Raw genomic sequence first — 14495 nt, 5'->3', positions numbered from 1 at the left:
TTGTTGGGTAATTAAGATTTAAATTTTCGTGTTATATTCTAATACGTTAACCTGTTCTTGTTTATCGGCCTTGAGCCACAGATTCTCACACATCATTTTTCATTTCAGAGGAAGAAGTTACAAAATACCACAATACAAAACAATGAAAAATCTTAGTCTCAATGCCTGCATTAGCCATCATATGTTCATTTAACAACCATATTTAAAACATTTTAAAGAACTCTCATTGTTGCAAATGTCAAACAATAATCATTAGGGATTTTAACTTATCGTTCTGAATCTTTTACCTATTGTTTCTAAAATAGATTATTTTCGATAACCATGTGGGCTCAGACATCATTCTGTTCCAAAGGTCTATGAGAAATATATCAAATTATAGATTCCCGTCTCCAGTATGGTCTGTCTTATTTCTAAATTGTTTTTGTTATGAGTCGTTTATTCAAAGAGAAAAAAGATTAGCATGGTAATCTAGTGGTATTTCTCGCGGTATTTATTCGGAGAAAGTCCGGTATGTTCCGTAAAAATTCTAGAAAAATAAGGAAAGCTTTCAATGCCCACTTCCAGTGAAACCTGGCTGATGTTCAAATCAGATTCCCGCAAAAGTTGACAGGCTTTTTCCAGACGAATGAAACGAATAAAATGAGAAGTAGATTTATCGGTGAGCGATTTGAGTTTATTGTGCAATTGTGTGCGGCTCATAAAAAGTATTTTACAGAGCTCGGGAACTCCGAAGTTTTCCTGATCCATATTCTCAAGTATGGCCTCACGAACACGAATTACAAATTGGTCTTCCTGTTGAATAGCAATGTCTTCGCTAGGCTCCAAATTATCAGTGTTCGCGTAGCGCTGTTGTAATTGAATGCGGATCTGCAGCAGGTTTTGCAGCTGAACCTCCAACTCTTTTTCATTAAACGGCTTGGCTAAGTAGGCATCTGCACCGCGTTGTAAACCAAGAATCCGTGAGTCGATATCAGCTTTGGCCGTTAACAGAACTATTGGAATGTGGCTGGTTTTAATATCTGTCTTTAAGGTGTTGCAAAGTGTAAATCCATCCACTTTGGGCATCATTACATCGCTCAGGATTATATCCGGAACATGTTCAATGGCCATGTCAATCCCTTCCTGACCGTTGACGGCATAAAACAGATTATATTTCTCTTCCAGACATGTGGACAAATATTCTGCCACATCCCGATTATCTTCCACAATCAGCAGAGTGGGTAGCTCTTTACCATCCACGGTTTCTACAGCCACATGATCTGCAAGTTCCTCATCCACTTCAATGAAATTCGGGTTTACTTCCCTGGTATCTTCTGCTAACTCGGCATTTTGGGTATAAGGAAGTTGCACTTTAAAAGTAGTACCTTTGTTCAGTTTGCTTTCAACACTAATTTCTCCGCCTAAGAGTTTAACCAGTTCCTTTACCAAAGCCAAACCAATACCGGTGCCACTTCCGGTTCGGCTTAATTCATCATCCACCTGGTAAAAGCGGTCGAAAATATGTGGTAATTTTTCTTCCGGAATCCCTGCTCCAGTATCGGAAACTGAAATTAGGAAAACAGAAGCATCTTTATCTTTTGGTGATTCAACAATTATTTTAACCTCTCCTCCATCAGGTGTAAATTTAACGGCATTGGTGAGCAAATTGGATATAATGTGGAGTAATTTCTCTGAATCGAAATCCAATACAAGTTCCACATGTTGCGGTTCGAACTGCAATGACACACCTCTGTCATCGGCTAAGGAGTGAAAGGATTCTGTGATGTTTCGTATAAATGCAACGATATCTCCCTGAATCATTTGGGCCTCTAAACCAACGGTCTCCAGTTTTCTCAATTCCAGAATTTGGTTAATCAGGCGTAACAATACCTGTGCATTTCGTTGGATCAGTTTCCTGATTCTCGTCTGCTCCTTTATTTGCCCGGCCATTCCCAGGATTACAGTAAGCGGAGTACGAAATTCATGCGAAATATTGGTAAAAAAACGCGATTTGGCCTGGTCGAGTTCTTTTAGTTTTTCGGCTTGTCGCTCAATAATAGCTTTGTCTATTTGAATCTGCAACGTTCGCCGCTCCACCTCACGTTCAAGTCGTGTTTTCTCCGAAATAATTCTTCTAATCCATATAAAAGCAATCATGAATGCACTAAATGCACTCAACAAATAAAACCACCAGGTACGATAGAATAAATCGTGTACGTATATTGGTATTTCCAATGGAGCATCAACTTGAATTGAATGCTCATCGGCACCACGAACCTGAACGATGAATTCTCCGGGAGGCAGGTTGTTGATCGTTACCTGTGATTCAGCTCCCAGGTTTATCCAGTCAATTGACGCATCCTGTTTATTCGATTCGGAAAATGGGAGTAACCGGTAACTGTAGGTTTGCTCCTGCAGGTTAATATAACTTGAAATTGCAAAATCAAGGTTTATATAGTTATGAGCAGCAGGAATTTGAAGAAAATCAGTGGTAGTATACGAACCCTGTCTCACAACATCCTCTTTCTTCTTATTGTCGTAATATTTTAATCCTGTCAAATAGATCTTCTCACTTTCCCTTTTGGCGAGCGTTTGAAGAATATGGTTAGGATGCAAAATACTAAGACAAGCGTCACTTCCAAAAACCATTCTTCCATCGTATAATTTCACACAGGAGTTCTCGTTAAACTGGTTGCTGCATAAACCATCCAATTCCTTTAAATAAAACAATATCTTTCCCTTGGAATTTAATACCGTTATGCCATCTGAAGTGGAAACCCATCTGTTCAACTGATCGTCGCTAAGAATGCCTGCAACGGTGTTGTTGGACAGCCCGCCAGCAATGGTAATTTGCCTGACAGAATTATTTGATTTGTTAAGAATAAATATTCCTGAATTGCCGCTGCCTAACCAAAGTAAACTGTCAGAAGCTTCATTAATGCAGATAATGTTGGCGTTTTTAAAGTTTTCATCCTGGTTATATTGCTGTACCTTGCCGCTTTTGAAATCTATCTGCCACAGTCCGTTCTGGGCACCAAGCCATAAAATACTATCTTCAGGCTGATAAATGTCGTTCACTTTTGCGCCCACTGTAAACGGAATATCTTCATAGAGAAAAGGACGCATCGTTTTAGTTTCGATATTGAAAATGTGAAGATCTCCAATATTTGTATAGTCACCGTTGTCCTCAAACAGTGCAACTTCTTTATCATTGATAAAGGCGAATTTTTCAAAGAATATTTCTGTAGGAATATGATCGGTGGTATCTCTAACCGGATCATACCACTGCAAGCCTGTACGATTTACTAAATTAAAACGTGCCGACATCCAGATTTTTCCGTTACTTCTAACAACTGAAGAATAAGCCCTTGTTTGAATATGATAACCATTATTAATAAGCCGGCCGGAATTAGGTCTGTGAGTCCCTTTTTCGTGGACTACCAGAACTCTATGGCTTGAATTAGTTTCCAGAGTTTCGTTTAACTGTCTTAACCGGAATACTTGTGGAGCTGAATTGATCAATAAATTTGTGCTGTCTAATTGCAGCATAGAACGCAATTTGTAATTTTCGGAGTAGTTAATTGTCTTTATTTCTAAATCAGGGGTTAAACTCAACAATTTCATCCCCTTATCAGTCAATGTAGAACCGATTTCCTGGCTATAATCAGCACTAAAAAATTTTCCTTGATACCAAAAATCTGTATAAGTGCTTGTATCAACCATTTTACGAAGAAGCGAAGTGTAGTTGAGCCAATTCCCTTTCTTATCCATCAATACAGCCTGCAGGTTGGTAATTTTTTTGGAAGGTATCCACGGATCAAAATAACCTGATACTATTAAAAGGTTGTTTTCTAAATCTTTGGCAAAATACACGTCAAGAACTGGATTTTCTCCACCACCCTTAAGCATTAATGTATTGAGTTGGGTTTCAACACTAAGTTTATGAGAGTTATTGTTTAGGTTGAAAAAGCCATTTTGCTGTCCAAGGTACAACAGCAGTTCATCGCTATTTTTGTCAATTATTTTCCAAACAAATTCCTTTTGATGAAACTGAGGCACATCGCTTTCAATTTTTTGTATAAGTGGAATATTCTCAAATTCACTCCAGGGTGTAAAAAAAATGGTCTTATTAATTAGGTTGAGTTTAACCAATCCTTTTCGTTCATGAAAGAACCAGGCCCAGTCGCCTTTAATCTCAAAAGGGTATGTCAACGAACCTGGAGTCGTTGCTATTTTTTTGGGATCATCATAATGAAGTCGTATGGGATCATCAAAATGAAGTTGTATGGATGCAATATCTTCTTTGGTGTCCTGATAAAGGCGAGATACAGTGTAGGTATTAATTTCCTCATTCAACATAAGCACCAGAATACCTCCCTTTAGATCGGAAACCATATTTAAAAGCGTTAAGCCATTTTCGAGCTTAAAAAAATATTGTTCTTGAGTATCGGGATGCCAGTAAAACAGAATATTGTTTTCGCGATTTGCACCAAGTAGAAATCCATCTGGTGTGAGTCCCAAAAGATACCAACACTGGACCACATTTTCTTCATTAAACCAATTGGGTTTTAATTCATAAAAAAAACTCTGCGTACCGTCGTATTCGAAAAATGACAGGCGTAAATTTTTTGCATCGTCAACACGCGGGTTTATCCACATTCTACCTTTCGCGTCAACAAAAACCTGGTCAATGTGGAGTGTTGCAAAACCGTCGCTCAAGATATACAACTCTGAAAAATTATCTGATGGAGATGCTGAAAACGAAATGGTATCGTTTCCATGGATAAAGGTCGGAGTACCTAAGAAAAAAATAGCTATTAAAAGTAAATGCTTGATTTTACGCATTTTAAATTTCATATTGGTGTTATACTCGAGTTGAAAAGACTAAAAATAAAACTAATGATTTATAAAAACAGTTCAATTTTGTGAAAAGTAATTAGTAGAACCGCAGTTTTTCTTTATGTTTTCTTCTGTTATAGATGTATTGTTAGGCAGAAATAACATCGGGACAATCATTTGAGATTGTACAACGAGAATTGGCAAGTGAAGTTGATATTGTTGGATACGTTCGAACTTTCTGAAATAGTATTTCTTGTTTGCCAATACTTTTTAACTTTGCTTTTAGGCTTCTGAATTGTTCTCTAACTTATTTACAGAGGCGCTTTAACAAAAACAAGAATGGAAATCGACAATTATTTCAGTATTTTTCTATTGTTCGGAGCAGTGTTATCGTTGCTATTTTCCATTTTCCTCCTATTTTATCCAAACCGATTTTATGCAAACAAGGTTTTAGGATTTCTCATATTCTCATGGGCTGTTACCGTATTTGCATACATGGTTCAGTCATCTGATTTCTTTTTGAGATTTCCTCATTTTTTTGCATCACTTGATGTATTTGTATTGCTGTTCTTTCCCTTGATGTATATATATATTCGAACTTATTTATATACTGATGCCAGGAAGATTCGGAAGAATCTGGTGCATTTTCTTCCGGGGATTTTATATCTGATAATTTTTACTCCCTTTTTTATTCAGGATACAGAAACTAAAATAAAAATGATTCAGAACGATCTGCCTGGCTGGTTTCGTCCTCTGCAGAATGTGTTCAATCTTATTATCATTTTTCAGGGTATTTTTTATACAATCCTTTCCTTGCGAAAATTGCATCATTTTCAGTATTTCAGACAGGCACGGATTTCAAAGTTTCAACTGGAATCCTTAAAGTGGCTGCGTTTATTTGTAATCATAAACGTTATCTTGTGGACAATCGGAACCGCCGGTGTTTTTCTTGAAATATCAGGGATTAATATTCCTATTGATTTATTTGCTCTTTTTTACCTCTCCCTAACCTTGCTGACACTTGTGCTGGGAGCATTTACCATTCGGCGGCCTGAATTCTTTTCAGAAAAAGAAGATATTTTACATTTTTCGGTTGGCATAGACAAGGTTGGAGAAAAAAGTGTCCAACCAAATGACAAAGAACAACTGATTAAATACCTGGAAGAAGAAAAACCATACCTCAAACCTGATCTGAAAATGCAGGACATGGTAGAAGCCACAGGCCTGTCTTATAAAAGGATCTCAGAAATATTCAATACCGAATTGGAAAAGTCGTTTTTTGACATGGTTAATGAATACCGGCTTCAGACTGCACTCAGGCTTATTCGAGAAGGTTACCACAAAAAACATACACTTCCCTATTTGGCCGAACAAGCCGGATTTAATTCGAAAACAACTTTTAACCGGACATTCAAAAAATACACCGGGCAAACTCCAACCGAATACATTCAGCAAAACAATTTGTAAGCCGAGATAAAAAACACACTTTTGGGCAATCCCTTTCTGAATTTTACAATCCCTAAAATTAAGCAATGGTATAATTCAGGTCATTTACAAATATTCTTCTTATTTAATTTCCCTTAAATTGATGTAGGTTAACCTATTTCCGGGATTTCAACCAACAGCACGAGCCTATTCACATGAATAAATGATACTTAGCAGATCATTTTCTGAGTAATAAAAATCAGGTGTGCCAATAAATTCCGTCTCATCGCAGGCATTGACACAGCAAAACCGCCATTGTTTCATCAAATAAAACAATTGCTTATACCATTGTGCACAAGTATCGGAATATTCAAAAACTTAACATTTAATATTAATAATATGAAAAAAAAGCTTCTATCGATTGCATTTGTGGCTGCACTGGCCATTTTAGGAGGTTGTGTTGGAGACGACATCGACGATTTGCAAAACCAAATTGACGACCTCAATAGTAAAGTTGATGATCTGGAACAAACACAGCTCGAGAATCTGCTTAACCAAATCGCTGCATTGCAAGCTTCAATTGCAAACCTGCAGAACAAAGACACTGAATTAAGCGATCAACTGGACGAACAATACAACTCGTTATTGAATAACTTGAGTTTATTGGAAGAAGAAGTAAATAACAATGCTTCGGCCGTTTATTACGGAAACCTTTTGACCGATGCAGATTTTGCTGCAGTTCTTGAACAAGGTGCAACAATTGTAACCGGTAAAGCACAGCCTGTTACCTCGGCTCATATCAGCGCTATGGCCAACATTAAATTAATTGGCGGCGACTTACTGGTTACCGGTGCAGAGACCATAGCATTTGATATGCTACAGTCGGTAGGTGGAAGTTTAACGGTTACCGGTATTTCAACTGCCGATGTTTCAGTATCGTTGCCTGCCCTTGCATCAGTTGGACAAGATGTAAAAGTAGTTGGAAACAGTGGTTTGTCAGCATTCTCTGCCGACGCATTGATATTGATCAACAATGATCTGAACATCACCGCCAACGAATTGTTAAACTCAGTTTCACTTTCTATGTTAGATCAGGTGGCTAATGCAAACATTAACGGATACGTAGAAAGTTCATATGGTGCAGGACCACTTGCGAGCATCGATCTGTCGTATACTGATGTATTGGGCGATGTTGAAGTACAATATCTAAGCGGTGGCCAATTAACTGTTGGTAACGTTGGTGGAAGTTTCACATGCGAAAATACATCGTTAGCATCAATCGACGTAGCCTCGGCAGTTATCGGTGGCGATTTTGTAGTTTCTTACAATAGTGCACTCGAAACACTTGATGTTACTGACATTACTACTATCGAAGGAAATCTTACTATTCAATCAAACGGCCCTTCATCAACCGGAGGTTGGAGTGCTGAAAAATCTGCTTCATCAGCAGCCGCATTCGATGTTTTCCCGGCTTTTGATGCACTTGAAACCATCGGAGGAGATGTAGTTATTGAGAGCAATACATCTACCTCTATTGAAGCATTTAACAGTGTAACCACTTTTACAGGTTCCAGCATTAGTATTACTTCTAACGGTGGTTTCCAATTGGCTGTTTTGAATGTGTTCAATAAACTCGAAACCGCAGGTGTTTCATCATGGAATCATGTAAATATTAGTATTCTTCAAAACCTTGAATGGTTTGATGCATTTAAAATGCTTACCAAAGCAGGTGATCTTAACCTGAATTTATCACGTACTCAGGACCCAAATACATGGGAGCAGGGAACAACCTTGCGTGTTGACGGATTTGACGCAATGACTGAGGCTAAGTCGCTTTCTCTTTACAGCCCGGCGGTTACACAGTTTAATGCTTTTGGAGCACTTAACCATATCAGTGGGTATGATACAGACTTAAAAGTTGAAATGTTTGCAGATACAAGTGTTGGTATGTGTAGCATGGAATCATTTTTTACCATCATTAAAGATAATCCAACAAAATACAACTTAGTATTTAATGCCGGTTGGAACAATCCAATCGACACAAATACTGCAATTGATCAACTGTTAGCACCTTGTTCGAATTAATTTTTCATAGAATACTCACTCATTCCTGCATCCTGTAAAAGGGGTGCAGGAATTTTCTTCTTTCAATCGGAATTATACAATCCTATATTCTTGTTGCCAATTAGCAGCTACAAATTTTGCGACAATGCATACCGCTTTCTGAGTATAGAATTGCAAAAAAAAAGAAAATGAAACGACTTTTAAGTGTATTGATTGTACTTGTAGTGTTTGCGGGCTTTGCCTCTGCACAAAACATTACAGTAAGCGGAACGGTCACCGACAGCAATGGGGAAACACTTCCCGGAGTAAATATCCTTATCGAAGGTACAAGTACCGGAGCCATAACAAATATGGAAGGTTTTTATACCCTCGAAACAGGACCGGAAGCGACTCTGGTATTCTCGTTTATCGGGATGACAACCGTTAAAGAGCCTGTAAACGGGCGTACTGTAATTGACGTTACACTTTCCGATGACAGCCACGAACTGGAAGACATAATGGTTGTTGCCTACGGAACAACTACAAAAGAAGCCTATACAGGTGCAGCCGAAGTGGTTGACAATGAAATAATCGAGAACAGGCCGGTAACATCTTTTGAAAAAGCTTTGCAAGGTACTACCGCCGGATTGCTGGTAAGCAGCAGCTCAGGACAACCCGGAACATCAGCAACCGTTCGGATCAGGGGAATTGGATCGCTTAGTGCCGGCAGTTCTCCGCTATACGTGATTGATGGCGTACCAATGGCCAATGCCTTAACCGATATTAACCCCAACGATATTGAAAGTATAACTGTACTAAAGGATGCCGCTGCTGCATCGCTTTACGGATCAAGGGCGGCCAATGGTGTTATTATTATAACAACTAAAAATGGTCGTGCAGGAGAAACACGTATCTCTTTCAATGCCCAGGTGGGAGTAGCTTCCCGAATATCGGATGGTTACAGTTTGATGAATTCAAGCGAGTTTTACCAACACTCCTGGCAAGGACTCTATAATACAGCACTGCTCGATGGCAAAACCACTGCCGAAGCTAAAATATATGCACATGAAAATGTAGAAAGTATTGTTGGCTTTAATCCTTTCGGAGTCGACGATCCATTGGATAATGATGGCATTCTAAAACCGGGAACAAAGGTAGTAACCGATACCAACTGGAGGGATGAAGTTTATAAAACCGGAATTATTCAAAACTACAATCTAAACGTTTCGGGTGGTAATGATGCCACCAAAGTATATTTCTCGCTGGGTTATTTTAACGATAACGGTACCACCCTGAGTTCCGATTTTACCCGTTATACCACAAAAGTTAATGTTTCGCACAAGGTGAACAGTTTTATAACTGCCGGTATGAATAACCACCTGGCATATTCTGTAACCAATGCACCTCCAGGCGGCACACAAGGTGCGAACCCGGTCCGCTCTGCTGAAATTATTAACGCAGCATCGCCGGTATATAATAACGACGGAAGTTATAACTGGGAAAATACAGCGGTATTTGATTTTAACCCTGTTGGCTTGGCAGAACTCGACTTGTACGAATACAAAGGTAAAAGGGCAATGACCAATGCCTATATTAATTTCGATATTTTACCTTCTCTCAAGTTCCGGACAACAGGAGCTATTGACTATGGCAGCGATAAAGGCGTAAACTACTACAATCCGTACCACGGTAATGGAGCCGGCGTAAACGGAAGAAGCTCAATGTCGAATACCGAAAACCTTGCCTGGAACATCTCAAACATCCTTACCTGGACAAGGACAAAAAATGAATCGAATATTGAAGTACTTGCCGGACAGGAAGCTCATGGCGAATCATACTCAGTTTTATCAGCGGGAGTAACCGATTTTTCAATAGCTGGTTACCCCGACCTTAGCTGGGGGGCAAAACCTGAAACCCCTGGAAGTTATACCTCCGAGTGGAATATGATTTCGTACCTGTCGCAGGTAAAATACAATTACGGAGGCCGTTACTATTTAAGTGGCAGTTTAAGGGGCGACGGAAGTTCGCGTTTTGGTAAAAACAATAAATACGGTTTGTTCTACTCCCTGGGAGCCAGTTGGCGACTTACCGAAGAAAGCTGGATGCCACAGGTAAAATGGCTTAATAATCTTAAACTCAGGGGAAGTTATGGAACATCAGGAAATAACAACCTTGGCAACTATGCTTCTCTTGGGCTGTACGGAAGTGGGGCAAATTATGGCGGATTCCCCGGACTAAGTCCCGTACAACAAGAAAACCGCGATCTGAGCTGGGAAAAAATATCAAGTTTAGACATCGCAATTGAATCCAGGTTCTTTAACCGTCTGGACGCAAATGTAGACTATTACATCAAAGAATCTGATGGCCTGCTGTTTTCAAAACCATTATCTGCCGGAACAGGATTTGGTTCTATTTTAACCAACCTCGGAGCAATGAAAAATACCGGTTTCGAAGCTACTGTAAGTTACGAGGCAATTAAACGCACTAATTTTCAATATACGGTCGGCTTCAATATTTCAACCAATAAAAACACCATTTTAAGTTTAACTACTGATAAAATTGTGTCGGGTACCAAGTTAATTGAAGAAGGCGAAAGTATTTATCAGTTTTATATGATTGAGTGGGCAGGTGTTAATCCCGACAACGGGAAACCGATGTGGTTTGTAAACGCCGAATCGGATGATGACGAATCGTCTGATATTCCTGATTCAGCTTATGATGATCCCCTGGAAACAGGACGTAAAGTAACCAGTGACTATACCGATGCAGAGCGTGTAAGATTAGGTACATCACTCCCTGATTATTTCGGAGGATTAACCAACAATTTTGCCTATAAGAATTTCGATTTGAACTTCTATTTTTATTTCAGTGTTGGCGGCCGTGTTTACAATAACGATTATGCCTCCAATATGCACGACGGTACCCAACCCGGAACAAACCTGTCAACCGATGCATTAAATGCCTGGACACCAGACAACCGTTATACCGATGTACCACGATATGTAACCAACAGCACCGACCAGGGCGGGCAACTTTCGTCGCGTTACCTGGAAGAGGCTTCTTTCCTGCGCCTGAAAAACATTTCGCTGGGATACAATCTGCCCGAGAATTTATATTCAAAATTAAAGTTGCAGGGCCTGCGTGTATTCGTTTCGGGTGAAAACATGTTAACCTTCTCCAAATTTAAAGGATTCGATCCTGAAGGAGCGTTAAACGGAACAACAAGTAATTCGATTCCCGGAGTCAAGGTAGTTACAATGGGTCTGAAATTAGATTTATAATTTTTGGTAAAAATGAAGAACATGACTTTAAAATATATAAAAATCAGCCTGGCAGCAGTAGTGCTATTTACCATTACTTCGTGCAGCAATGATTATCTCAATCTGGACCCAAGCACTTCGATACCTGAAGAACAAGTGTTCAGTAGTTTTGAGAGTGCAAACTCGGCACTTATTGGAGCATACGACCAGTTAAGCGGATACACTTTCGATGGCTTATTTGTTCCGATCCTTTCGGATATTATGGGCGAAGATGTAATGATAAACTCAGTAGATAACTGGAACTGGTTTGTGGCCGTTTATCAGTTAAATGTTCTGCCTAATTATGTCTTTGCCGAAAGTCCTTGGTGGTTAGGTTATAAGGTTATTGCTGATGCCAACAAAATTATCGATAACGCACCGGCTATTCCTGATGCTACTGAAGAACAAAAGAATCAGCTGCTTGGTGGTGCCAAGGCACTTCGGGCTTATGTAATGCTAAAGTTGGTCGAAATGTATGCCCCTGCTTATTCCCGTAATCCGGAAGCTCTGTCGATTATGTTGGTTAACAAAACACTTACTGCCAACGACGAGAGTTTACCACGCGCTCCACTTTCTGCTGTGTACGAACAAATTGAAAAAGACCTGATTTCGGCCATCAACCTTTTAGAGGATAACGATGATAAAGGGTTTCTTGATAAAAGAGGTGCGCAAGCCGTTTTAGCCAGGGCCTATTTAAATACGGAACAATGGGAAAAAGCCCGCAATATGGCCGTTGACGCATACACAGGTTTGGACTTAGTTTCGGGCACCGAATTATTATCAGGATTTAATTATCGTAATTCTGAAACAATTTTTACGATTGCTTACACGCCCGAAGACAACAATACTTACCTCAGTATTCCTTCTTTTTATTACCCGGTTTCAGGCTATAGTTCGATGAGGGCTAACAATAATTTTGTTGATCTTTTCTCGACCTCAGATATCAGAGGATATTCTTTTGTGCTTGAGCCGCAAATCGATCCCAATCGCTATCTTATTGTAAAATTTAGCCACAACCAATTAGTAGGAAACGCGGAACGTATTAGCATTAGAGCATCGGAAATGTACCTGATTGAAGCCGAATGCGAAGCAAATCTGAACAATTACGCCGAAGCACAGGATGCACTTTATACCATTCAAAAAAGGGCAAATCCAATTGCGCGAAAAAGTACTTCAACCGGACAGGCATTGATAGATGAGATTCTGTTGGAACGCCGAAAAGAATTATTTGGCGAAGGATTCCGATGGAACGACATTAAACGTACACAAGGCCGGTTTACAAGAGAAGGCGACCACTGGGTGAAATTTGATATTGGTCCGGAAGATGAAGATTATTACCGCCTTACATTTCCAATTCCTCAGTCTGAGCTGGATGCCAATTCAAATATTTCAGAATCAGATCAAAACACGGGTTATTAGTAGGATTTGAAAAATGAATCGCATGAAATATAAATCGATTAAATATATATTGTTTTTTGCAGCAATGATTATTGCCCTTTCCGGCTGTAATAAGGATGAGGATGTGATTGTTGTTCTGAATCCCATGCCGGGATCCGATTTTCTCGATATTGAAAACGACGGGTATGTGGTAAGGCTAAATGCCGAGCCTGCTCCCGAAGGACAAAGCGGAACCTGGCGCATATACATTGGCGAAAACGGACGATTTGACGATGTAAACGATCCTGAATCCAACTTTTACGGAGAACCCGGCGAGAAATATGTACTCGGCTGGGAACTGAGCCAGGGAGACGAATATAAAGTCGCAACCATCGACGTAACATTTAAACCTCTTAATCCGGTTATTCTAAATACACCTCAGGATACCTTGTTTAATAACATTTCGCTTTCCCTGAAAGCAGAAGAGCCCAAGTTTGGAGCAAGCGGAGAATGGGAGATTATAAATGGTAAGGATGGCTGGATAGTAGATGCCATCAATGCTAAAGCTCAGTTTATTGGTACACCGTTTACTGAATATACCATTAGGTGGTCGTTAAAATACGGTTCAAAAACCGTTTCAAAAGAGCTGTCGTTTTATACCGATGAGCTAAATGCACAGGCCGGAAACGATAATCTTGATATAAAAACACTAAAAGACACTGAAAAATATTTCACCCTCGAAGGATTTCTTCCCGCAGGTGCCGAAGGTAACTGGGAAGTTCTTAGTGGTGAAGGTGGAAAAGTTTATCATCAGGGCAGTGGAAATTCCCTGTTCGGTGGTATTGCCGATACACTTTATTCACTGAAATGGACGGTAACTATCGGTGAAACCATTTCATCGGATACGGTAGACCTTCGTTTTAGGGGAAAATGGGGAGTATGGACCGATCCCCGCGATGGACAGAACTATCGTTTTGCAGAGATTAACGGAATGGAATGGATGGCCGACAATTACAACTATGCACTAAGTCCGGGCGAAGGTTCGTGGTATTACGGACAAATCGAGCGCGGTGTTGTCCATTCAGGTCATGCATTGGAAACCGAAGAGGAAAGAAAATACTACGGGAGGTTATATTCCTGGCAAGCAGCAAACTACCAGGCTCCCGATGGATGGCGTTTGCCTTCGGTAGAAGAATTCAGCGAGCTGGTTAACTCTTTAGGTGGGCCATTATATGCCCTCGACGATATTCTTGAAGGAGGAGAAACCGGCCTCGAATTAAACCTGGCGGGTTACATAGAAAAATCGAGTTCTGCCGACCCTGCATACAGAAATGTGAGTAATCAACTGGATAATTACGGTTTATTTTGGTTTAAAGATTATAGTGAAACATACAGATATGCCAGCATGGTTGAAGTTTCGCCCGGTGCATCTCAACCGACATTGAGTTCTTTACCGGTAGATTTTTACGCCCTGTCTGTCCGTTATGTACGAGATATAGCGGAAGAGAATTAGTACATGCAAATTATTGCAAT

6 protein-coding genes are annotated in these 14495 nt (G+C 39.8%); 5 read left to right on the top strand and 1 reads right to left on the bottom strand.

All coding sequences use genetic code 11. From position 1 onward, the window contains the following. Positions 1-468: 468 nt before the first annotated feature. Complete coding sequence (locus HFD85_RS06455; protein WP_167606395.1) at positions 469-4824, bottom strand: hybrid sensor histidine kinase/response regulator transcription factor; 4356 nt, start codon at positions 4822-4824, stop codon at positions 469-471. Positions 4825-5535: 711 nt separating this feature from the next. On the opposite strand from HFD85_RS06455, the gene HFD85_RS06450 reads away from it, so the two are divergent. The 5 genes from HFD85_RS06450 (at position 5536) to HFD85_RS06430 (ending at position 14475) form a co-directional block, all read left to right on the top strand. Beyond that, positions 5536-6285, top strand: coding sequence for a helix-turn-helix domain-containing protein (locus HFD85_RS06450; protein WP_167606391.1), 750 nt, complete (start codon positions 5536-5538; stop codon positions 6283-6285). Between the two features lie 357 nt (positions 6286-6642). Beyond that, positions 6643-8328: a hypothetical protein gene (locus HFD85_RS06445; RefSeq protein WP_167606388.1), complete on the top strand. Its 1686-nt coding sequence runs from the start codon at positions 6643-6645 to the stop codon at positions 8326-8328. A gap of 167 nt (positions 8329-8495) precedes the next feature. Continuing rightward, positions 8496-11567: a SusC/RagA family TonB-linked outer membrane protein gene (locus tag HFD85_RS06440; RefSeq protein ID WP_167606385.1), complete on the top strand. Its 3072-nt coding sequence runs from the start codon at positions 8496-8498 to the stop codon at positions 11565-11567. Positions 11568-11588: 21 nt separating this feature from the next. After that, complete coding sequence (locus HFD85_RS06435) at positions 11589-13004, top strand: RagB/SusD family nutrient uptake outer membrane protein (RefSeq protein WP_167606382.1); 1416 nt, start codon at positions 11589-11591, stop codon at positions 13002-13004. A gap of 22 nt (positions 13005-13026) precedes the next feature. Further along, positions 13027-14475, top strand: a complete 1449-nt coding sequence (locus HFD85_RS06430) for an FISUMP domain-containing protein (RefSeq protein WP_167606378.1) — start codon at positions 13027-13029, stop codon at positions 14473-14475. Positions 14476-14495: the final 20 nt, after the last annotated feature.

The organism is Maribellus sediminis, assembly GCF_011799805.1.
GTDB lineage: Bacteria > Bacteroidota > Bacteroidia > Bacteroidales > Prolixibacteraceae > Draconibacterium > Draconibacterium sediminis_A.
Note: the sequence above shows the minus strand (reverse complement) of the source record. Positions and strands in the feature narration are given on the sequence as shown.